This window comes from Candidatus Dormiibacterota bacterium, from assembly GCA_035536395.1.
Classification (GTDB): domain Bacteria; phylum Patescibacteriota; class Saccharimonadia; order UBA4664; family DATLOE01; genus DATLOE01.
Genome location: DATLOE010000006.1, coordinates 1 through 20095, shown reverse-complemented (window position 1 = coordinate 20095; position 20095 = coordinate 1). Strand labels below are relative to the sequence as shown.

At 48.9% G+C, this 20095-nt stretch carries 26 protein-coding genes and 4 tRNA genes; 5 read left to right on the top strand and 25 right to left on the bottom strand.

The genetic code is table 11. The features are described 5' to 3' along the window. Nucleotide 1: 1 nt before the first annotated feature. Nucleotides 2-397 carry a hypothetical protein gene (locus tag VNA68_01345; protein HVE80767.1) on the bottom strand — a complete coding sequence of 132 codons (396 nt, stop codon included), beginning with the start codon at nt 395-397 and terminating at the stop codon, nt 2-4. 84 nt (nt 398-481) lie between these two features. On the opposite strand from VNA68_01345, the gene VNA68_01340 reads away from it, so the two are divergent. Both VNA68_01340 and VNA68_01335 read left to right on the top strand, forming a co-directional pair. Further along, nucleotides 482-557 (top strand) — tRNA-Thr (locus VNA68_01340). Nucleotide 558: 1 nt separating this feature from the next. Next, nucleotides 559-632: transfer RNA gene (locus VNA68_01335), tRNA-Gly, on the top strand. A gap of 330 nt (nt 633-962) precedes the next feature. Here the strand turns inward: VNA68_01335 and VNA68_01330 are convergent. The 6 genes from VNA68_01330 to VNA68_01305 all read right to left on the bottom strand — a co-directional run bounded on the left by VNA68_01330 (nt 963) and on the right by VNA68_01305 (nt 3439). Then, nucleotides 963-1142, bottom strand: coding sequence for a hypothetical protein (locus tag VNA68_01330; GenBank protein HVE80766.1), 180 nt, complete (start codon nt 1140-1142; stop codon nt 963-965). A gap of 145 nt (nt 1143-1287) precedes the next feature. Next, on the bottom strand, nt 1288-1719 hold the full coding sequence (locus VNA68_01325) for an SH3 domain-containing protein (GenBank protein ID HVE80765.1): 432 nt from the start codon (nt 1717-1719) through the stop codon (nt 1288-1290). After that, the gene (locus tag VNA68_01320; protein ID HVE80764.1) at nt 1682-1981 is read right to left on the bottom strand and encodes a hypothetical protein; all 300 of its coding nucleotides are present in this window, start codon (nt 1979-1981) and stop codon (nt 1682-1684) included. The genes VNA68_01325 and VNA68_01320 overlap by 38 nt, the downstream gene beginning before the upstream one ends. Nucleotides 1982-2066: 85 nt before the next feature. Further along, on the bottom strand, nt 2067-2816 hold the full coding sequence (locus tag VNA68_01315; GenBank protein ID HVE80763.1) for a hypothetical protein: 750 nt from the start codon (nt 2814-2816) through the stop codon (nt 2067-2069). Then, nucleotides 2813-3229 (bottom strand): cupredoxin domain-containing protein, encoded by a 417-nt coding sequence (locus VNA68_01310; protein HVE80762.1) that lies wholly within the window; start codon nt 3227-3229, stop codon nt 2813-2815. The genes VNA68_01315 and VNA68_01310 overlap by 4 nt, the downstream gene beginning before the upstream one ends. A 133-nt stretch (nt 3230-3362) precedes the next feature. Beyond that, nucleotides 3363-3439, bottom strand: a tRNA-Asp gene (locus VNA68_01305). Between the two features lie 143 nt (nt 3440-3582). Between VNA68_01305 and VNA68_01300 the strand changes: the two genes are divergently transcribed. Further along, nucleotides 3583-3981 carry a hypothetical protein gene (locus VNA68_01300; protein ID HVE80761.1) on the top strand — a complete coding sequence of 133 codons (399 nt, stop codon included), beginning with the start codon at nt 3583-3585 and terminating at the stop codon, nt 3979-3981. Nucleotides 3982-4150: 169 nt separating this feature from the next. On the opposite strand, the gene VNA68_01295 is transcribed toward VNA68_01300, so the two are convergent. The 10 genes from VNA68_01295 to VNA68_01250 form a co-directional block, all read right to left on the bottom strand. After that, nucleotides 4151-5338: an MFS transporter gene (locus VNA68_01295; protein HVE80760.1), complete on the bottom strand. Its 1188-nt coding sequence runs from the start codon at nt 5336-5338 to the stop codon at nt 4151-4153. 12 nt (nt 5339-5350) lie between these two features. Further along, nucleotides 5351-6388 carry a peptidylprolyl isomerase gene (locus VNA68_01290; GenBank protein ID HVE80759.1) on the bottom strand — a complete coding sequence of 346 codons (1038 nt, stop codon included), beginning with the start codon at nt 6386-6388 and terminating at the stop codon, nt 5351-5353. Nucleotides 6389-6444: 56 nt separating this feature from the next. Next, the gene (locus VNA68_01285) at nt 6445-6972 is read right to left on the bottom strand and encodes a PH domain-containing protein (protein HVE80758.1); all 528 of its coding nucleotides are present in this window, start codon (nt 6970-6972) and stop codon (nt 6445-6447) included. A gap of 78 nt (nt 6973-7050) precedes the next feature. Beyond that, on the bottom strand, nt 7051-7278 hold the full coding sequence (locus VNA68_01280; GenBank protein HVE80757.1) for a hypothetical protein: 228 nt from the start codon (nt 7276-7278) through the stop codon (nt 7051-7053). A gap of 340 nt (nt 7279-7618) precedes the next feature. Then, nucleotides 7619-7694, bottom strand: a tRNA-Arg gene (locus tag VNA68_01275). Nucleotides 7695-7724: 30 nt separating this feature from the next. Further along, nucleotides 7725-8234 (bottom strand): nucleoside-diphosphate kinase, encoded by a 510-nt coding sequence (locus VNA68_01270; GenBank protein HVE80756.1) that lies wholly within the window; start codon nt 8232-8234, stop codon nt 7725-7727. Next, the gene (locus tag VNA68_01265) at nt 8234-9517 is read right to left on the bottom strand and encodes a pitrilysin family protein (GenBank protein HVE80755.1); all 1284 of its coding nucleotides are present in this window, start codon (nt 9515-9517) and stop codon (nt 8234-8236) included. The genes VNA68_01270 and VNA68_01265 overlap by 1 nt, the downstream gene beginning before the upstream one ends. Beyond that, a complete protein-coding gene (locus VNA68_01260; GenBank protein ID HVE80754.1) occupies nt 9514-10131 on the bottom strand; it encodes a DedA family protein in 618 nt (205 codons plus the stop codon). Before VNA68_01260 ends, VNA68_01265 begins: the two co-directional genes overlap by 4 nt. Next, nucleotides 10132-10923, bottom strand: a complete 792-nt coding sequence (locus tag VNA68_01255; protein ID HVE80753.1) for an undecaprenyl-diphosphate phosphatase — start codon at nt 10921-10923, stop codon at nt 10132-10134. A 38-nt stretch (nt 10924-10961) separates the two neighbouring features. Beyond that, nucleotides 10962-12797, bottom strand: coding sequence for an O-antigen ligase family protein (locus tag VNA68_01250; protein ID HVE80752.1), 1836 nt, complete (start codon nt 12795-12797; stop codon nt 10962-10964). 63 nt (nt 12798-12860) lie between these two features. Between VNA68_01250 and xerA the strand changes: the two genes are divergently transcribed. Beyond that, entirely contained in the window at nt 12861-13772 is a 912-nt protein-coding gene (gene xerA, locus VNA68_01245; GenBank protein HVE80751.1) for a site-specific tyrosine recombinase/integron integrase, read from the top strand. 6 nt (nt 13773-13778) lie between these two features. Here xerA and VNA68_01240 read toward each other — a convergent pair whose 3' ends face one another. The 4 genes from VNA68_01240 to VNA68_01225 are packed head-to-tail and all read right to left on the bottom strand — an operon-like array spanning nt 13779 to nt 16222. Continuing rightward, nucleotides 13779-14801, bottom strand: a complete 1023-nt coding sequence (locus VNA68_01240; protein HVE80750.1) for a hypothetical protein — start codon at nt 14799-14801, stop codon at nt 13779-13781. After that, nucleotides 14801-15448, bottom strand: a complete 648-nt coding sequence (locus VNA68_01235; GenBank protein HVE80749.1) for a prepilin-type N-terminal cleavage/methylation domain-containing protein — start codon at nt 15446-15448, stop codon at nt 14801-14803. The genes VNA68_01240 and VNA68_01235 overlap by 1 nt, the downstream gene beginning before the upstream one ends. Continuing rightward, the gene (locus VNA68_01230; protein ID HVE80748.1) at nt 15433-15984 is read right to left on the bottom strand and encodes a hypothetical protein; all 552 of its coding nucleotides are present in this window, start codon (nt 15982-15984) and stop codon (nt 15433-15435) included. The genes VNA68_01235 and VNA68_01230 overlap by 16 nt, the downstream gene beginning before the upstream one ends. Continuing rightward, entirely contained in the window at nt 15968-16222 is a 255-nt protein-coding gene (locus VNA68_01225; protein ID HVE80747.1) for a hypothetical protein, read from the bottom strand. Before VNA68_01225 ends, VNA68_01230 begins: the two co-directional genes overlap by 17 nt. Before the next feature lie 130 nt (nt 16223-16352). On the opposite strand from VNA68_01225, the gene VNA68_01220 reads away from it, so the two are divergent. Continuing rightward, nucleotides 16353-16799: a hypothetical protein gene (locus VNA68_01220; GenBank protein ID HVE80746.1), complete on the top strand. Its 447-nt coding sequence runs from the start codon at nt 16353-16355 to the stop codon at nt 16797-16799. A gap of 10 nt (nt 16800-16809) precedes the next feature. Here the strand turns inward: VNA68_01220 and VNA68_01215 are convergent, their stop codons facing one another. The 4 genes from VNA68_01215 to VNA68_01200 all read right to left on the bottom strand — a co-directional run. Beyond that, the gene (locus tag VNA68_01215; GenBank protein ID HVE80745.1) at nt 16810-18030 is read right to left on the bottom strand and encodes a prepilin-type N-terminal cleavage/methylation domain-containing protein; all 1221 of its coding nucleotides are present in this window, start codon (nt 18028-18030) and stop codon (nt 16810-16812) included. Nucleotides 18031-18052: 22 nt separating this feature from the next. After that, a complete protein-coding gene (locus VNA68_01210) occupies nt 18053-18850 on the bottom strand; it encodes a prepilin peptidase (GenBank protein HVE80744.1) in 798 nt (265 codons plus the stop codon). A 56-nt stretch (nt 18851-18906) separates the two neighbouring features. Next, complete coding sequence (locus VNA68_01205) at nt 18907-19347, bottom strand: type II secretion system protein (protein ID HVE80743.1); 441 nt, start codon at nt 19345-19347, stop codon at nt 18907-18909. 74 nt (nt 19348-19421) lie between these two features. Beyond that, the coding region (locus tag VNA68_01200; protein ID HVE80742.1) for a type II secretion system F family protein at nt 19422-20095 on the bottom strand (674 nt) is incomplete at its 5' end.

The following is a 20095-nucleotide window of genomic DNA, read 5'->3' as shown; positions in this document are numbered from 1 at the left end:
GCTAGGTTATTGACGCGAAAGCAACACTAATTATTAAACAAAATAATGAAACCACCACACTACCGGAAAGCAGAAAGAAGCTTGCCACGCGATTGCGCCTGAAACTCTTAGCAGCTAGCAAGGTATTTACGAAAGTCGCTACTAAAGAGAAAAATACTATTTGGTAATTCTCATACCATTTGCCGACTTTATCAAAGCCAACCAGGCTAGAATAATGAACCGGCACTGGGTAGTCGGTCTGCTTAATTTGCGTGATAGCCGCCAGTACCGTAGCTATACTAAAAACAATAGCCAACCCTATGGCAATCTGAGATATGCGGTCTCTGAAGAGAGGATGCTCTTTCAGCTCCGCTATGTTGCCTAAGCCCCGCCAGCCAATACGCTTTTGGTCATTCATACCTGGCATTATATCATTTAGATAGGCAGTTTACTGGTGTCTTAGGGAAAAATTCAGTACCCTGTGGGGGTAGATATATTATTTGCCGATGTAGCTCAGCTGGCAGAGCAATGCTTTCGTAAAGCATAGGTCAGCGGTTCGATCCCGCTCATCGGCTCCATGCGGGTATAGTTCATCGGTAGAATGCGACCTTCCCAAGGTCGAGAGGCGGGTTCGATTCCCGCTACCCGCTCCAGCAAAGACGGTCACCATGCGTGGCCGTTTTTGTTGAGGTAAGCGGGAAGCGAACCCGCAGGGTTCGGTGCAGCAAAGCGCGCAGACAAATACTGCTTGCAGGAATTTGGCGAGCACTTTGCGGAGGTGGTGCAGCCACATTCCCGCTACCCGCTCCAGTTATTTTGGGCTTCAGCTTTCATAATCAGGCTTATTCCAGCTTGCGCCACAAAGCCTCACTTTCGGGCTCCCAAACAGCTCCGCTTGGTTTGGAATCCCGGTTCAGAGTCAGAAAACTCAAACCAAAAGGCACCCAACAAGGTGCCTTAATTATGTCTGCCTGCTACTGATATTATCCCTGTGAAAGCTTGGTCTTTTTATTAGGGTAGCGCCGCTCATAGCGCTCGGCTAAGTATTCGTACTTGTCGGCCAAAAAGTCCTTGGCTTCCTCCAGGCTCATGTAGAAGACTTGCTGATCTTCATAATTGTTCCCGGAAATCGACCTTAATTTACGCCCTCTTGAGTTACTCATTTCTTTCCCCTCTTATATGGTAGGGTAAGTATCCCAAGATTCATAAACTGATACATTAGCGTTTATCACAAACTACATCGTGTTAGTTATGTTACTTTTGTATGATTCCGCTAATGTTACCTAAACGCAAGAATTAAGAGCTGGGCTAGTACTGGAGATAGGCTTTATATATATACCCCTTCTTACCATTATGGCTGACCTGCTGCCAGGTGCGATCGCTATCTTCTGCCAATTCCACCTCCGTGCCCGGATCCAAATTCATAACCAAATCGGTATTTGCACTCTTGCCAGACCGAACATTTACATACTGTGTAGTCGTGGCCTTGCCTAGCTTGGGCAACTGAGTGTTTTTAGACTGGTCGCCAGCGGTTTTGGCGGGACTATTAGTAATCTGCGGTAAGCTGACCGGCTGAATGAATGGTTTTATAAGCAATCCCAAGGGTGGTTTAACTACTTGAATGTAGGTCACAATAAAGCTGATCGTACCGATAACAACTAGTACCGCAAAGTAGTTTATTAGCCTGTGCCGCACAGTCATTTTAAACCGGGTAGTAGTAATAGAAGTAAATGAAACCACCTATGCCTGCTGTAAGGCCAAGGACTAGAAGCGTCAAGAATAGTCGCCATAAGAGTTTCTTTATACGGCCCTTCTTTTTTGGCTTCTTCGGCTTAGATTTTAACTTGGCCTGTGTCACCGGTTCACCTGCATCCTGCTGGCGGGTATCGTAATAGCTCAGGTCAACAGGCTCAGGGCTCACCGCCTTTTTCGTGCGCTTAGACTTTTTACCCTTATCACTATTGGGCAGTATGTCATTTAATCTTGGAAACTCCGATGCCATATTATAGTGCATTATAGCGCACCCTGAAAAAGCATTCAATGTGCTCATGCTGTCCTAATCGTGTGGAGCTCACACACTAAAACTGCTAGAAGGTTTCTTTTTCAGTTTTCCTGCTACGCCGGGTCGGACCTTCATCAAGAATGCCTTGCAGAATGTTGGTTATCCGCTGGTTGGACTTGCGCAGTTCGGCCGTTCTGGCCTGAACCTTCTTCTCCAAGCTACTACGAGCGTCCTTGAGCTGTCGAACTGATCGACGGTTATTATTGGCCAGAATGGTGGTAAAGATTACTGCTATCAGTACCGGCCAGGAATGCGCAAAGAGCGCCAGGTCGTTACGGCCATACTGGTAAACCCAGAACGGTGCAATGTAGTTAAGGATGCCGTGGTGGAGGGCCACCAGCACCAACATCAACCAGCCTAGCCGCCAGTCAGAGTAAATCAGCACCAAGGTGATCATGGCAAAAAAGATAAAGTGCATTTCTATAGCCCCACCGGCAATGAAAACCATCAGGTAGGCGTAGATGGTCAGCGTGGAGGTGACCAGCAAGCGCCAATAATAGTGGTTATTGATCTTCCCGTGCGCCAGTGTGACCAAGGCGGAACTTAATAACCCAAGCACCAAGGCACCTAAGGCCTCGGCCGGGCTCATTACCCGCCAAGATAGCGGCGATGGATAGTAGTTGGCAATCTTGACCACCGCGGCTAGGAAGGCAAATAAGGCCAAGCCGCCAAAGCTCCACCAGTGAATCTTAACAATAAGTTTATCGGCCCAAGGATAGTTCATCTCTGTGGCGTAATCTAGGTTGATGTCAGATTTAATATCTATACGTTTCATTTGACAATGATGGTTCCATGCGCTGACGGGTTAGCATGATCGTGAAAGCCAAAACTCCCCTTCTTTTTTATAATAACCTTTGCGCTTTGGCCAGGCAATATTCTGAGAACAAACTCGCCGGAGGACACCTCGTGATTGCCGGTATGGACTGGGTGAGGGTCGGCACCAATCTCCACTTCTTTGTTGGTCTGATTGACCCAAGTAACGCTCTCTCCTGCCGTAAGACGGGTGCATGATGGCGCAACCTTGCCGGATTGAAAGACTATGCGGTGCTCCTTATTATGAGCGCTGACGGTTCCGGCGGCACAACCGGATGAGGGCACGCGGTTGACTAGCCAAAAGGCCCCCAGCCATAACGCAACCAGTGCCGGCAGAAAGAGCCAACTTCTTCGATTTAGAGATTTCTTAACCACGCCACAAATATAACATAAGGGGTCCGACCGGATTCGAGAAATTACACTCCGCTTATTTTACGCCCCGGCTTCACCAGTCCGAATAGTGTTGGCACACAAGAAAAGCGCACGACACAAAGTCATACGCTTTTCTTGGCGGGCCCGACCGGATTCGAACCGGCGATCTCCTCCGTGACAGGGAGGCGTGTTAGGCCTCTACACCACGAGCCCGCGTCAAATTAACTGATTAATACTACCAAAAAGCCACCTACCTGACAATAATGCTATGCTGGGTTTTTCTTATGCTTGCAAAAAAGCTGATTTATAGCTTAAATGACCCTTTACCTTGAAAATTCTGATATAGAAGGGTGGAAATGACCCCCGCACAGCTAGCAAAGATCGGGACTAATACTTCCGAGGACGATATAGCAAAGATAGTTTTATTGGGAGCAGCCCTTTCGCATCCCCTGCGTATAGAGATCATGAAAGCGACCAAGTTAACTGAGATGAGCCCGGTAGAGGTGGCAGCAACTATTACGGGGCGGGGGCGGCTAGGCAGTATCAGTTATCACTTCCGGTGGCTGGCGGACAACGGTCTAATCAAGATGACCAGAATCGAGCCGCGGAGGGGAGCATTAAAGCATTTCTACCGCCTGAATCAGGAATTTATCGAAGAACTGGCGGAGGCTACACGGAGTTGCCTGGATGAAGGCTTGGTCAAGTTATTGGCTTCGGACCTGAATAATGACAAGCCTACTACTGGCAGAAGCTAGTAATTTTACCCTTAGAAGACTGTGGAGCTATACCTGATGCCCTTTGAAAAGGCTCTAGGCCATGCTTTTACGCTTTTAATCGCGCACGGCATCAAAGACCCGAAGAATTGCTTAATAACCAACGGTATCCTCCAATAACCCCTGAGTATGGACACTCGGGGGTTTTCCTTTAATAATGCCCGACGTAGATTTTAGTGCGCTTGGCCTTCTGATCAATTTTCATTACCAAAAGCATGCCCAGGGCGGTAACGGCAAAGGCAGCTATGAATATTGCCTTGGCAGAAGCCACTATGCTAGCAGCCAACATAGCCGCAAACAGCAGTACCCTTCCTGAGTAAGCAGCCAGCTCCATCGCCACGATGTATTCCAGACGACTGTGGCGGTCGGCATTGCTATAATACTGCGCCCCCCAGGCAATGCGCACTATGGCGCGAGTGATATCGCTAAAGATATTAACCGCAAGTATTGAGCCTAGTCCGGTTACTAGCATCCTGGCTACATTAGCCATCGCATTACTAATGCTGCCGATTCTTATCAGCCGCGCCCTATAGCCCCGATCGGTCAGCCGCCCGATAAAGTAGCTGGCAAAAAGTGTGAGCATTAGAGCTACTGTGGTCACGGCTCCAACCTCCACCAGACTGCCGAGGAATAGGAACATAAATAGCGGCCACACTAGCAGCGTAACTACATACTCCAAGCCTCGTCCGCTATAACTAATTAAATCATTCTTTATTTTCATTAAGCTGATTTTACTCATATCAAGCTTGTGTCTGGGTTTGATATCTCGTGTGGCAAATAACGGGCCGATACCTAGCACCATAAGCCCGAGGCAAACGAAAAGAGTCATTTGTAAACCGTAAATGGCACCAATCACGCCTCCTAAAAACGGCCCGATGGCCGCGGCTAGATGAACCATGATTGTTACATTACTCAACTGCTGGCCGCTATGGTCCGCATCTTTAACCTTAGAGAATTCATAGTGATACGCGACAGAATGGAAGCTCTCTGCTACCGCGTACAGCGGAGCAATAACCGCAAACAATACCCATACCTGATTAAAGGCCGCCAGGGCCAGTAAATAAGCAAAAGCCAGAATAAAGGAGGCACCCAAAAGATGCTTAACCCCATACTTGGGTATGAGGCTACCCCCTAGCCAGGCCGCTCCAATCTGTAAAATAGTCGACCACAGCAAAAAAGCAATAATTAGAGTCAGCGGTACGCCTTTAGTGTAGAGGTATATAGGAATGAATATACCGACCAAGCCTAGCGAGAGGAATTTGATCATTTCCGCCGCGTACATTTCGCGTAGGTCGGTCAGTTTAAAAAGATGAAAACTCTGTGAAGGCAGGTGCCACATATTAAACCCTACCTAAATTTTGATGTATTGGGTAACTTTGGCCTTAGCCAGTTCATCCTTTAGGTACTGATCGAAATCGATGGCTTTAATTAAGATGTGAGAGGCCTTCACTTGGTCATCTTTCTTTTCAGTCACCTTAATGATGTGATAACCGAATTTGGTCTTAACTATCTCAGAGGTCTGCCCTGGCTGCAGCGCAAAGGCGGCGTTTTCGAATTCAGGCACCATCTGCCCTTTGCCAAACAGCCCCAGGTCTCCGCCATTTGCGGCAGTTGAATCTTGAGAATGTTTCTTAGCCAGCTCGGCAAAGTCGGTGCCGGCCTTAACCTGCTTCAAGACATCTTCAGCCTTGGCCTTGGCTTGGGCGTTAGAAGTCTCATCACTGCTAATCTTTGTAGCCAGCTTTTGCTTAAGCAGCTGGAAGTGAATCTTTTTCTTCAGGTCGCCAGTATCCCAACCATAGAATTTCTTCAGCACTTCTTTTACCTTAGCTTCCCCGCCGGCAGATTTAGTAATTTGGTCTACTTGTTCTTTTACCTCTTTGTCAGATACAGATATCTTATTCTTATTAGCCAGCTGCCTCACGACAGCATCACTCTTGAGCTGCTCTAGTACCTGTTTTTGCAGCTCCTTGAGTCGTGTCTTGCCTTCGGGGGTATTAAAATCTATAGCTGGCTTATTGTCGGGGGTGGTTTGGCTTAAGTAGTAGTGCTTAATCGAATTAACTTCAAATAGGTAATCACTATAAGTTATAAAACTACCATTCACCTTTTCGGCCGGGTAAGGCACAATGGCTGCCGCCAGCTGAACTGCTCGGCTATCACTCTTATATTTGTAAATCAGTACACCAAAAACGATTAAGAATATGGCTAGCAGGGCTGAAATAATAGCAGCTGCAATCAAAAGCGCTCTGCGATTATCGTCAGTCAGGCGCCTCTGACCTGTACCCGAAGGCATTACCGTGGCGCTAGCTACCGCCGAAGTTTTTTTGGCTGATGTTTTCTTTGCTGGTGATTTCCGGCCGGTTTTACGCTTGCTGTCTTCGCTCAATATACCACTCCATTTAATTAGCCGCTGTTTGCGGTTACGTTAATATTTAATCTACCTTATTTATCGGGCACTGTCGAGGTAGGTACAAACTCCTTGGAGACTTTTCTGGCTACTTCTATCATTTTGGTATGTGTTTCTACCGGATGGCTAATAGATTTCATTAGCCACTCCCCACTAAAAGTCTGCACGGTAATATCGCCGAACTTAAACAGAGCTGCCTGCAGGCCTTTAATATGGTAATTAATCGATTGCACCCTATCTAGCCCCACCTCACTTACTTTACGATTAAAGAAGCCTCTTTGCTTAATGGATATTAGCCGGCTATCGGTGAGAATATTAATACTATAGTGCCAGCCGATCCAATGGTAGAACCAGTAGGCCAAGGTGATTATGGGGCTGGCTATTAAGATCTTCATGGCCAGATCCGACAGCGGAAAAAGCAACAGCGGGCCGGTACCGGCTAGTATAATAAGCAGCCCTATTATCAGCTCTTTTCTGAGTACAATGGGGTGCTGACGAAATACCAGTTCTATCTTTTCATCTTGATGTTGGCCGGGAAATTCCGGTTCAAACTTTTTTTCCATATCTATATTGTAATGCAGGCGTAAGGATTTTCGCCAATGAAAAAGGCGGGCCTATTATAGCCCGCCTTGCCGATCTTATTACTCCGCGCCCCTTATTATGTGCCCCTCATCTGCCACTTCTTCTCGCAGCCGCACGGCATTTGGATGGTCGCCTTGATAGTGAGTGAGTTCTTGCAGCGAGACCGTACGTACGGGCTCGACCGTCAGGTTTTTGAAAAATCCGTCCTCATCGGCCGTTTCGGTCTTTCCGCAGGAGACGCAAATCCTTCTTTCGGGCAGGTTAATGCTAGAAATGCCCAGCTTCATACCCGAGCCGCGTATCAAAATTCCGTGGCTACAGGTTGTCGGTGATTGTTCTTGTTCTACCGTGCGGAGCATCACAACAACTCCTTTGTAAATTCAAAGATCAGACATACCCATTCTGGCATAAGAAGTGTTGTTTGCAAAGATTTGTCATACAGGAAAAGCCAAGCGATAGCTTATGGCGCCCTCGGAGAGATAGCGGCCTGCAGCCTTCTCCCTGCGGTGCTCGGAAATAATTTGAGCCAGCTCATTATTTCCTGCGCTCCTCGTCCACCGAACTCAGCGGGAGTTCTCACTCTCCGAACCATGAGCTATAGCTCGAAAAAGCTCAAGCGACAGCTCATGGCGCCCTCGGAGAGATTCGAACTCCCGACGCCCTCCTTAGGACGGAGGCGCTCTATCCACTGAGCTACGAGGGCAGGACGTAACAAATTATATCAGAGAAGGAGCTACTTCTTCTTTTTAGCCTGAGTGAATTTCTGATGCACGCTCTCGTAATCGTACAGTTCTGACTGGCTAAACCAATGGGCAATCTCAGCCTCTGCTTCTTTCTCGTCTCCCGAAGCATGCAGAATATTAGGGATTCCAATCTGCTCCGCATCCCCGTGCTTATAACTCATATGAGCGTAATCGCCGCGAATGGTCCCGGGCGGGGCGTCTTTCGGCTCGGTCGGTCCGACCATTTTACGCACCAGCGAAACAGCTTCGATACCTTCAAGTACCGCCGCAACCACTGGCCCCTCCATCATCATATCCAGTGTGATTTCAAATGTATCCTTGCCCCGGCGACTGATTAGCTTGCCAATGTCTTCGTAGTGATGGTAGTAGTAATCGCGGTCGGGCGAGAGCATTTTAAGGCCAGCGATCTTCAGCCCCACCTTCTCGAAACGCGAAAGTACCTCCCCTACAATTCCCCTCTGCACGGCATCGGGTTTAAAGACAATTAAAGTACGTTCCATTATGATAGCTCTCCTGTTAGTTTACGAAATGTTTTAGCGGCCGGCTCAGGGTTGGGGGTAATAATAGCCATGCGCAGCTTCTGGGGATCTAGCATTTTCCGAGCTACCCGCAGCACATCTTCTGGTGTTACGGCATCTATTTCCTGCAAAATCTTTTCTACGCTTTTAATCTTATTAACCAAAATCAGCTGAGTAGCCAGGCGGTCGGCCACGGAAAAATTGCTCTCTAGCGACATTTGCAGCCCGCCCTTGAGCTGGTTTTTAGCCTTATTAAGCTCCCTTGCCGCAACCTTCTTGGAGCAAATCAGCTCTAGTTCTTTCATTATGGCTTCAATAGCCAATGTAGTTTTGTCTAGATTTACGCCGGCATAAACATCGAACACACCGGTGTCGGCAAAGCTGTGAATCGAGGCATTCACACTGTAAGCCAGCCCTTTACGCTCACGCACATTAATAAATAGGCGCGAGCTCATCCCCCGGCCAAGGATAGCCGTTACTATTTGAGCCGCCGGATTATCCCTGTCTAAGAACTTGTAGCCGTAAGTGCCGATTATTAAATGAGTCTGGGCAGTATCTTTAGCTAGAATTCCCACCTTATCCGCGGCTGGGGTGTCCTTAGCTCTAGCAGCTTTTGCCAAGGTCGACTTTTTTAGACCGCCCAGCAGCTGTTTAGCCTGAGTCACTATCGCATCATGATCGACCTTGCCGGCAGCTGCCACTACTAAATTATCAGGACGGTAGTGAAGCTTGTGGTACCCGACTATGCGCGCGTGGGGAATTTCCCGGATCACCTTTTCGCTGCCGATTACATCTTGGCCAAGCGGCTGGTTTGGCCACAGCAACGGCGGCAGCAAGGAGCCGACGTACCGGCTGGGGTCATCTCGGTATACATTCATTTCTTCCAAAATAACGTTACGCTCTCTATCTGTCTCAACTGGATCAAGCAAGGGGTTTCTGATCATGTCGGCTAGAATATCCATGGCCAGTGGTGCATGCTGGTGCGGAACTTTCACAAAGTAATTAGTCATGTCGTTAGAAGTGTAGGCGTTATTGTAGCCGCCAACGGCATCGATTTTTTCCGAGATTATCTTAGCTCCCGGCCATTTCTTGGTGCCTTTAAAAAGTAGGTGCTCCAGAAAATGCGATACACCGCCATTTACTTCATAGTCCTCATACCGACTGCCGACACCAGCAATAATAGAGACCGTTACGCTTTGGGCGTCGGCCATATGGGAGGTGACAATTCTAAGTCCGTTAGGGAGGGTGGTAATACGCTGTTTCACGCTTTTTCCTTATTACTGCGAATTCTATGAATTATGAAATATACCATGCCAAAAGCCAAGCCGAGTGCAATCACAATCGAAAACGGCCGCATTATCTCCTCTATCCGGTGCATATTATCGGCTACCATGTAGCCCAACACCGTCAGAATGATAGTCCAGGTTAGTGATCCTATAAAAGAAGCCGCCAAAAAGCGCTTAAACGGCATTTCGGCAATCCCCCCTACGAAGCCGATGTAGCCGCGGATAATCGGCATACAGCGGCCAACAAAGGTTAAGCCTTCGCCATAGCGCTCAAACCAGCGGTGGGTTAAGTTGAGCTCCCTGTTAGAAATTAAAACGTATTTGCCATACTTGCGTATAAATGGCAGTCCCCGCCGCAGGCCTATATGGTATGCAATCACTGCGCCCAGTGTTTGGGCAAGAGTCGCCACAGCCATCATCACCACTACATCAAACCGGCCCTCTTTAGCTAGAATTGCTGCTGCCGGTATTAATACCTCGGAAGGAATAGGCACACCGGCTGAATCGATAATAAGGCCGAAGGCCAGGCCTCCGTAACCGAGATCGTTAATTAAGTTTATTGCGTAAGACGCTAAAGATTCCGTAATTCCCACTTACACTCCAACCAGTAAAATTATTATTCCAAGTGCTATCCGATAATACGCGAAGAGGCCCAGCCCACGTGTGGCAAGGTACTTTAGCATAAATTTAATAGCCGCGTAACCGCTCACGGCGGCGCCTACGGCTCCGGCTATGTACAGCGCAGGTGCAGCTGCCATATCAGTAAGTCCGCTTGGTTCAAACACCACCTTGAGTACTGCCCCTAAAATAACCGGAAACGAAAGCAAGAAAGACAGTCTAGTAGCCGCCACGTGGTTAAAGCCGGCTAGCAGCCCCGCGCTTATGGTAATGCCCGAGCGCGACACCCCCGGTACCAATGCCAGTACTTGCGCCAGACCAACCGCTAAGATTTTAGGAATGGTGGTGTCTTTTAGCTCATACTTCTTTGCGCCCAAACGCTCGGCCGCCAGCATAATTACAGCTACAGTAATTAAATTAGTGGCCACAACCACTGTAAAGGCATCTGACCTAAATAGGCCCTGGGCATATGACTGCAAAAGCACCCCGCCAATTACTGCCGGTATGGTGGCAAGTACAATCATCCAGCTCATACGGCTGTGCTCGGTTTTCTTAACTAGCCCTATGCCAAGATCGTACAGATCACCGCGGAAAAACAAGAAAAGCGCTACTAGTGTGCCGATATGCAGGGCAAGGTCGAAAGACAGTGTGCTGGCTTCGAAGTTTAACCATTTGCCGAAAATCAGTAAGTGTGCGGAGCTGGATACCGGTATGAATTCTGTGAATCCCTGGATGATGCCAAGTAAGAGCGCTTCTAGAATTTGCATGAAATCATTATACGCATTAAGTGCTTATGCCGCTAGAATCACTCGGGCAAGGCTTTTATTAACTGCCCTGCTGCTGCGTTGGCCGGATAAACCTTAATTGCCTTCTCGGCCAGAGAGCGGGCCTCTTTTATGTGGCCGGCGCGGGCCAGATGATCGGCCTTAAACACCATTACTCCCGAAATAGTCCGGGGTACCTCTTTATCATGCACTCGGTTAGCCAAGACCGCCTCGTCATACAAGCGTAAAACCGTATCGGCAGTTTGGATTGCTTCTGGTATTTTACCGCGGGCGGCCTGCAGTTTAGCTAGATCAAAGTAATACTGAGGGTGATTGTACGGATCAAGCTCTAAAGTTTTGCGGTAGAGGCTCTCGGCTTTCTCTATACTACCTGCCAGCTTCTCGGTACGGGCCAGCAAAAAATAATGCTGGGCATCCTTTGGATCAAGGCGCACAGCCTGCTCGGCGCGGTCGCGCGCTAGAGTTGTAAAGGTCTTCGATTTACCTGTAAATGAAGCTAGCGTGTAGTAGTATATCCCCTCCTGCGTCCAGTAGTCAGGGTCGTATAATAGGCCAGTATGTGCCTGGCGGTATAGTTCCGCGGTACGGATATAATCACGCTCTTCTGCCGCCGTTTCAGCTTTTATGGCCCAGGTTTGGCTCTGCTGAAAACTAACAGCCAAAACTAACGCTAGAATTAAAGAAATCGGCAAAATACGGCTGTTTTTGCGCACCGGCCGGGGCGAAGCATACGTAAGGCCCGCCAAAATGGCTAAGAGTAGGATAAGCGCCGGGTACCGAGAACCTGTATCTAAACCGAAATGAATCAGCAGGCCAACTAGAGATAGGGCTACTATTCTTAGCTCTGGCTTCAGCCACACTGTCTTAAGTACCCCGAGAATTAAGGCCACTTTTACTGCTAGTAGCAGTAAAAACCCGAGGATACCTAACTCTGCCAGGGTTTGCAGATATGCATTATGCGCGTGGCTTGAAGCGCTAATAACTCTTTTTTGATACTGAGGGTGGATGGTTTCGTAGGTGCCCGCTCCTGTACCTAAAAAGGGATTATCAGACCAAATGGCAACCGCGCTGGCTAGGTAATTAGCCCTGTCGCTGAGGCTGGTAGATTCGCCTTTGACGGTTTCTGCAAACCGGCTGCCGGCATCAACATGCTGCACACCGATCTGCTGCCTAATATAGGTGGCTCCCGTACTCAGCAATATTGAAATTCCTAAAACGAACACGATTTTTACCCAACCCTTCCGTACAGTCCGGCTAAACGTTAAGGCAATTAGGCTTAATAGAGCCAAAACAGCTAACCCGCCGCGCGAATATGTGAGCAGTAATGAAGTCAAAAATATGGTGCTCAAAGCCCCATATCGCAATTTGTGCGAACCTAGAAAGTACCAAAAAGCTATTAAAAAAGCCGGTATTAAAAAGGTCGCGGCTGGATTGGCCCAATAAAATAGCGAGGTAAAGCGCTCGTACCCTTCGGCTAAGTATAGATAAATTCCGTATAGGCTAAAGGCTGTTGAGGTAGCCAAATAGCCCAGTATCCATTTGCGTGCTTCCCAGTCAGTCAGCTGCCTGGCCAGGCTAAAGCCAATAATAGCCATAAGTAGGTACATAACCCACAAGCCAGTCTGATAATTATTAACCGACCAGAAGTACGAGGCAGCCGCCCAAGCCGTTAAACCGGCTGTGGCCGCAAGTAAGTATTTACCGGCCGGGCGGAAGTAATGGCGCTGGAGGATAAAAAAGGCCCCGAGCAGCATAGCGAACACACTAACCACAACCGCCCATCCCTCTCTACCCCCGCTCCCCCAAGGGATAATGGGTGCAAGCAAAGCCAAAACCGGCAGATAACGGCGTATCATAGGCTAAAGTGTACACCACGCGTACGTTGTGCGACACTGCACTTCCGGTGTACCATAAGCAGTATGAAGCTTAGTGAGCTAATAACTGATTTCTTAGAGCATTTAGAGATAGAACAAAACCGCTCCCAGAAAACGGTAGCCAACTACCACCACTACCTGATGCGCCTGGTAGAGTTTACAGGTGACTGCAGCATAGCCAAGCTCTCAGCCGAAACCGTACGTAAGTGGCGCCTGTGGCTTAACCGCCTGGAGGACGATCGGGGCCAGCCTATCAGTAAAAGCACCCAAAATTATCATTTAATTGCCTTGCGCAGCTTTTTAAAGTATCTGGCTAAGCGAGATATTAAGGCGCTCACCAGCGATAAGATTGAACTAGCTAGTGTAGTGCGCCCACAGGTAAGCTTTCTACAGCCAGAGGAGGTAGAGAGCCTGCTGGGAACAATCGATACCGGTAATCCGGCTGGGCTGCGTGACCGGGCTATTATAGAGCTGCTATTCTCTGGAGGCTTAAGAGTCTCGGAGCTGGTCGGCCTTAATAAGGACCAGATTAACCTGGAGCGGCTGGAATTCATAGTGCGAGGCAAGGGCCAGAAAGACCGGCTGATATTTATTTCAGAGGATGCTGCCAACTGGCTGGGTAATTACCTAAAAAGCCGCACCGATAACTTTAAACCGCTATTCATCCACTACTCCGGCAGTAAAGACAGTCTAGATGAGGGAATGTACACGAGGCTCACTGCCCGCTCGGTACAGCGAATAGTTTCGCGCTATGCCAAGCTGGCCGGCATTACCAAAAAAGTCACCCCGCATACGCTGAGGCACTCCTTTGCCACCGATCTGCTGGCTAATGGCGCCGATCTGCGAAGCGTGCAGAGCCTGCTGGGGCATGCCAATGTCTCCACCACCCAGATATACACTCATTTAACCGACCCGCAATTACGTAAGGTACATGAAAAGTTCCACCGCAAGAAGTAGCCTGTTCTAGTTTTCTCCGATGAAAACCGGGCACTCTACCTGGCGCACATGGTCAAAACCGGTAGCTGTTACTAGCTCAAAATCCTTGCAAATGTCAGTATCGGAGTAAATCACATCGGCTGGCGGCAGCGGACTGGATTTAACCGGTACGTTTTTAATTATGCGCCGGTAGGACTCCCCTATTTTGGCCGTAATATCGACATAAGCATACTTAAACGGAATAGCTTCTATCCTGGTGCCGTCATCCTTAAACAGCTGGAACTTTACTACAGCACTGCGCTGTCTGGGGCGGAACCTAAGTACCGCTGAACCGGGGGCTCCTTTATTGAGCCTGATTTCATAAGGGGTCTCCCCGCCTACCTTGGTGACCGGAGGGGTTACGCGGCAAGCGTAGTTGGCTCCTTCGGCCTCAGGCCGGCCGTAATAAAAGGTAAAGCGGCCGTTAGGGTCAGGGTTACAGCCGGTAGTTTTTCGCGGGTCTAGTAAAACGGTACTGGTTTGCGAAACATCATTGCCTTGGTAATTAGTCATGGTGGTTTCTAAAAGCGGCAGGTTTGCCGGGTCGGTATTACCCTCCACCTGGGGGCCGAAATTGATCTTAACGTAGTCAAAATCTAGCCCGGAAAGATCGAACTCCAGAGTATTATCTACACTTATATCAGTTGGGGGCGGCGAACCGACCGCCAAAATACGGATACAGGTAATCGGGTCGGCTGGCAGTATATTGAGGGGGGTACCCGGTACCCCCACGCAGCCTTGGTTGAGCCCGGAGAGCTTCAGGGAAGGGTCTTTGCCGATGCGGTCAAGGTATTCAATAATATCCAAAGCCACCTCCTCGGCCTTACTTTCGGCTTCATAATAAGCCTTAATGCTGTTTTCGGCATCGGTTGCCTGGCGCAGCTCCCCAGACATTTGGCTGGCCATCGCGACCGTAATAAGAATGATCAGGAAAGATGTAAATACTACCGCCAGCAGCGAGGCGCCGCCTTTTTGATTTCTTAATCTGCCAAATCGGGCAAAATTAAGCATTACAGAGCCCCCTTAACCCTAGTGGTAGCCGAGGAATCGAGCCTGGTAATAGAGCAGTACTGTGAGCCGATTTGAGCCCTACAGCCAATCCGCCCCCCGCTCCGCTCAAGGTCGGCTGCATTAATAGCACTTGAGGCGGCAATATCCATGCCAAAGTTCGCCTCCGAACCATTCACCACCGATATATCGAACTTAAGCACCGAAACAGCGACCCCATTCAGCTGCTCGGAAGCCTCGATTTTGTCGCTATCGGCGCGGCAGTCATCACTGTTAATACGCCCTTTGTACAAGTTGTACTGATTAATGGCTCCGCTTGCCGGCCTTAAATAGAAGATTGTTCCCGAGGGCCGATTATCGGGGTATATACAAAGTGCATCAGTCGGTGAATCCACAAAACCATCTGCGGTGGCAATAGCGCTGTTCAAGCTGCCGACAGTAAAATGATCGGCTCCCCGACCCAGCCGCACAATTTCCTCGGAAATCAAACGAGCCGACTGCTGCGTATTACGAATGCTGACCCCCGCCTGGTAAATCTTAAACAGCTGCAACACACCAGATGTCATAGCAAGCATCACCACACTGAAAAGGGCCGTAGCCATTATCAGTTCAACTAGAGTAAAGCCGCGCTGTCCTAAAGGCCCAAACATACCGATGTTCCTTTCACATCACAGTTAATCAGGTTATAGCCGCGAACGTCGGTTAAATTCACATTCAGCTTTACTTCATTTACGACGTCACCTATTAGGCTGTTCCACCTCACTATTATGGTTGAGCGCATAGCATCCGGATTGTTCAGTAGGCCTGGCTTGAGATCGGTTTTAACTGAGGTGATGTTATAGCTGTAGAGACCGTCTTTGGTTTTGGCGCCATTTTCTATTACCAAATTAGAGTTTATAGTGTAGGCCGTATCGGGAAAGCGCGGCGGGTTTGTGCCTTCATTCTGATTGAACAAGTTGGTAGATTCGCTAATCAGCTTTTGGCGGTTGTCGCGGTAGGCAATTAGCCGTTCGGCCTGCTGCTGGGCTAAGTTGACCGCTTCTGTCCGCTCGCGGGCCTGTAAACCAAGCCGAAAGCTGGCATTCGCTACGTTAAAGCCCGCCACCAGCACTACTGACAGCAGGGCAACCGAGAACACAACCTCTATCAGGGTATCCCCCCGCTGCCACTTACGGCCGAATTTCACGTTTCAGCCCGCCGCTGGCCGGATCCACAGTAATTATGGCCTTATCGCTAGTGTCGGTAGTAAACTCAAGCTCCTTGGTCTGTTCAAAAGCCGAGTTACCGGCATAATTTTCAGGGTTCAAAATATTTTGGTCCGTAGCCGCCAAGGCTACAGACAAAGCAGTCAGCAGTAAAGCAGCGCACAATACCACGCTCACTCTGGCCGGATGTAAACTAAGAGCTGTCTGTAAGTACCTCATTAAGGCTAATTATAACATAAGCATAATAGCTTCAACAGATAAGCGGTGTACGGACATTACTCTTACGGTTCTAGACTCTGGCCGTGGGGCGTGCTAAATTTAAATTACTTAAGTTTGGTGGAATACGGATATGAGTAGTAAATTAAAACTCCTAATAGGCCTCCTAGCCGCTGTTCTGATAGTGGGTGCTGCCGGTGCAGCCGTATGGCTGAACCAATCCTCAAAAACCGCGCCAAAAGCCTCAACCGCAGTAGCAGTACCAAGCGCAACCGAGGTGGTTAAAAACCTGCAAAAATACGTCGGCAAGACTATTAGCCTAAAGGGCAATATAGTACAGCAGCAAAATGATTATTTCGTTGTCGGGCTGGAGAAAGATTCACCCGGAGCTATTAAGCTGGATTTCAGCCAGAGCAAAATAGATCCGCTGCAGTATGCCAATGTCATCCCGAAGGATCAGAAAGAATCTGATGTGGCTAAGCAGCCCGTACCCAAAGGTCCGTTTACTGTAAAAGGCAGGCTGGTGCAAGACGTTCCAAATTCTGCCCCCCGCTTAATCGTCGAATCTATATCCAAATAGCTTTACTTAATTAAGGAGGGCAGACGGGAGCGGTATACGGGTCGCCATAGTAACCCTGATAGTCGCCATAGTAACCCTGATAATCACCGTAGTAGCCGTAGTAATCACCGTAGTATTCGTAATGATAGGCCCAGTGCTCATACCAAGGGCTACCCTTACCTGGGTTGCTGGATTTGTAGTGGTGAACCTTATGATACATATTTGCAACCATATAGGTGTGGTTGTGCCCATTGTAGGCGTAACCATCAAACTGGCCGTAATGATCGGAGTAGCCCATATAGTGCCAATATGGCGGTCCGTAGTGGTGGTATGGCGGTCCGTAGTGGTGGTATGGGGCAGAATAATGGTGGTATGGCGGTCCGTAGTGGTGGTATGGCGGAGTAGTACGCTGCTCCGTATAGCAGTCAGGTTTAATCCTCATCACAATCAGGGGCGGGTTTTCTGGCCGTGCGGTTACCTCTCCGCTGTCTCCACAGGAGAGAAACCCGGTGGGGACTTGCAGAAACGTAGCCTTATATTTAGCCGCGTCCACTAAGTTTTCATAGGTAGCGGTGGAGCCGGTATCGATATTCTTGGTTTGCTGGTCTGTACCATCGGTCTGGAAGAGCTTAACAGTAGAAGTACCGCCGCCGGCATCGCTTAGATCATTGCAATTGACAGGGTCTGTATCACCTGGCCCTGGCCTCACTTTCTTTACCTGCACATTCACCTGCGAGCGGGTTTTGGAGACCTTACCGCCTTTATCAAAAGTCGGTGTCTCGTTTGCTACCGCATCACAAGTGCTGCCGTCTTCGGTGTATCCGGTTGGGGCCGTAAATACTTTTTGGCCGCTGCGGGTGAATATAATGGCCTGCTTGCCTTTGGTGGTATTGTATTCCAACCCGCTGGGCAGGCTTACCGCCTCGGAATCACACTTAGCTAGCTTTCTCGTATCGTCATCGTCATTACTGAGCAAAGTAGAAACGGTAAAGCTGCTTTTACCCTCAAATTCCACGAGCTTACCGAATACGGTACTGTTACTCTTCCCCTGCCCAATAGCTACCGAGCTGACAGCTTCGGTACGCACCTGTTCCAGCCGGTTTTTAAGCTGATCGATCGAAGCGGTCTGATTGGTCCTTTGGCGCAGGGCGCTCTGGCCGGCAATCATACCGCCCACCAATAGCGAAGAGATAGCCAAAGCCAAAACAAGCTCTACTAAAGTAAATCCGGACTGATTCCATCCCCGCTTCATTGGGGTTATTATAGCATAAGCGCTATGTAGCTAACAGGTAAAAGCCACTGGTTCTGAGATACCAGTCTATAATCTGTGTACCGGCCAGTAAGGCAACGATCGTGCCGGCTATCAGAAACGGGCCGAAGGGAATGTAATCGGTGCGTTTTTTTAGCTTTAGGGCTATTAATACTAAACCGACAACCGCTGCTGTATTAAAGGCCAGAATCATGGCGAGGGCCGTCTTCTGCAGACCGAGCAGTAGGCCCATAATAAAGGCCAGCTTAATGTCTCCCCCTCCCATCCACTTACCGCCCGAAACTGCGGCAATACCGTAAAACAGCCCGCCAAACAGCAAACCGGCTGCTATCGGTTTGTATAGGCTATCTATAGTTCCGAAATGCGCAAAATTAATACCCAGGAGTATTAAGGCCGGAATGATAAGTGGCAGCATGACTCTATCTGGCAGCAAATACCATTTAAGATCATAAACCGCCAGCACTATTAATGTGGATAGAACGTAGAGCCATAGCAGGTAAATCGCCCAGCCGCCCAGGGTCACAGGTAGGAAGTAGAGATAAGCAAGGATAAAAATGAGAGCTGTAGCCAGCTCTACTAAGGGGTATTGAATCGAAAGTTTGGCACGGCAGCCTCGGCAGCGGCCACCCTGGACTACCCAGCTCACAACCGGTATTAGCTCATATGGGCTCAATACCTTTTTACAGTCAGGGCATTTAGAGCGGCCCTTCTTAAAGTCCTTTTTCTGATGCAGGCGCAGAATTATCACATTCAAGAAGCTGCCAACAATCAAGCCGAAAACCAACACCAAAAGAATAAGCATAAGCACATTATACTAAAAAACCGCCCGTTTGGGCGGTTTTTATGAACTAAGAGTAATTAGTTACCGAGGCATTGGGTAGCACCGGCGTTCTCTGACCAGTAGACCACAGCGTAGCGGCGTCCGGTGGAGGCAACTGCCGCACCGTTAGCACAGGTAGCAGGGGCAACGTAGCGCACTCCTGAAGTTGCTGTAGCAGAAGCAGGCGCACCGGTGTTTGTTGGTGCAGCGTCTGTATCAGTATCGATAATACCGACCAGATAGCTTGCTGCAAGAGCAGTTGTAGCTGTTGGAGGGTAACTACCGTTGTTGTTAGAAGCATGGTTCTCCATAGCAGTAGCGGTCCTGGCAGCTACTCCCTTACGAGCCGAGTCACGCTGGGAGCGCTGGGCGCCGCCAACGGCCAGTAGTACACCAGCCAATACCAATGCTGCAATAGCCAGCACAATCACGATTTCTATCAGGGTAAAACCCTTCTTATTTTTTACCAATAAAGACATCTATTCTACCTCCTTGTAATATGAGTATGATAACTCTTACGTTTAAGTATCTGTGTTTTGTTTTAGCTTGTCAACTATTTTCCGAGATCACCGCTCCCGACCAGGCTATAAACCGGGCCAAGAACAGCCGCGATGATCACTCCGACTATCAAGCCGAGCACTATCATCATTACGGGTTCCAGCGTGGTAGAAAGGTTCTTAACGGCTTCATCTACCTCATCTTCAAAGTAAGTCGCGCAGCGCCCCAGCATGTCATCGATTGCCCCCGATTCCTCCCCTACCTTGGTCATCTGCGGTACTAACGATAGAAAATGCACCCTTTTACTTAAGGCTACAGAGAGAGCCTTGCCCCCTCTTACCTCGGCAATAGTCTCGGTTACATCAGCCGCGATCACTTTATTACCCACGGCGTCGCGCGTGGTCTCTAGCGCCTGCAGCATAGGAATGCCGCTGGCGAGCAGCGTATTCATGGTGCGGGCAAAGCGAGCCATATAGACTTTGGTAAACAGTACACCAAAGAGGGGTATCTTCATCTTTAAGCGGTCCGCCTCTAGCTGCATTTTCTCTGTAGCAAGCAGTCGCCGCGAGGCCAATACTGCGGCTATTGTGCCTATAATAAACAGCCACCAAAAGTTCTTTAGAGCATCTGCTACCATTACCAGTATTTTGGTCAGAAACGGCAGCTCCTTTTTAAGATCAACATACAGCTTGGCTACTTCAGGGACTACGGTCGTTACCATTAATATGA

Bases quoted from the DNA above. Each gene is read 5' to 3' on its own strand.
- VNA68_01240 (HVE80750.1), bottom strand. From the start codon at position 14,801: ATGCTTAATTTTGCCCGATTTGGCAGATTAAGAAATCAAAAAGGCGGC.
- VNA68_01210 (HVE80744.1), bottom strand. From the start codon at position 18,850: ATGCTTATTCTTTTGGTGTTGGTTTTCGGCTTGATTGTTGGCAGCTTC.
- VNA68_01255 (HVE80753.1), bottom strand. From the start codon at position 10,923: ATGCAAATTCTAGAAGCGCTCTTACTTGGCATCATCCAGGGATTCACA.
- VNA68_01300 (HVE80761.1), top strand. From the start codon at position 3,583: ATGACCCCCGCACAGCTAGCAAAGATCGGGACTAATACTTCCGAGGAC.
- VNA68_01315 (HVE80763.1), bottom strand. From the start codon at position 2,816: ATGAAACGTATAGATATTAAATCTGACATCAACCTAGATTACGCCACA.
- VNA68_01285 (HVE80758.1), bottom strand. From the start codon at position 6,972: ATGGAAAAAAAGTTTGAACCGGAATTTCCCGGCCAACATCAAGATGAA.
- VNA68_01320 (HVE80764.1), bottom strand. From the start codon at position 1,981: ATGGCATCGGAGTTTCCAAGATTAAATGACATACTGCCCAATAGTGAT.
- VNA68_01330 (HVE80766.1), bottom strand. From the start codon at position 1,142: ATGAGTAACTCAAGAGGGCGTAAATTAAGGTCGATTTCCGGGAACAAT.
- xerA (HVE80751.1), top strand. From the start codon at position 12,861: ATGAAGCTTAGTGAGCTAATAACTGATTTCTTAGAGCATTTAGAGATA.
- VNA68_01225 (HVE80747.1), bottom strand. From the start codon at position 16,222: ATGAGGTACTTACAGACAGCTCTTAGTTTACATCCGGCCAGAGTGAGC.
- VNA68_01280 (HVE80757.1), bottom strand. From the start codon at position 7,278: ATGAAGCTGGGCATTTCTAGCATTAACCTGCCCGAAAGAAGGATTTGC.
- VNA68_01270 (HVE80756.1), bottom strand. From the start codon at position 8,234: ATGGAACGTACTTTAATTGTCTTTAAACCCGATGCCGTGCAGAGGGGA.
- VNA68_01235 (HVE80749.1), bottom strand. From the start codon at position 15,448: ATGTTTGGGCCTTTAGGACAGCGCGGCTTTACTCTAGTTGAACTGATA.
- VNA68_01205 (HVE80743.1), bottom strand. From the start codon at position 19,347: ATGTCTTTATTGGTAAAAAATAAGAAGGGTTTTACCCTGATAGAAATC.
- VNA68_01215 (HVE80745.1), bottom strand. From the start codon at position 18,030: ATGAAGCGGGGATGGAATCAGTCCGGATTTACTTTAGTAGAGCTTGTT.
- VNA68_01345 (HVE80767.1), bottom strand. From the start codon at position 397: ATGAATGACCAAAAGCGTATTGGCTGGCGGGGCTTAGGCAACATAGCG.
- VNA68_01220 (HVE80746.1), top strand. From the start codon at position 16,353: ATGAGTAGTAAATTAAAACTCCTAATAGGCCTCCTAGCCGCTGTTCTG.
- VNA68_01250 (HVE80752.1), bottom strand. From the start codon at position 12,797: ATGATACGCCGTTATCTGCCGGTTTTGGCTTTGCTTGCACCCATTATC.
- VNA68_01295 (HVE80760.1), bottom strand. From the start codon at position 5,338: ATGTGGCACCTGCCTTCACAGAGTTTTCATCTTTTTAAACTGACCGAC.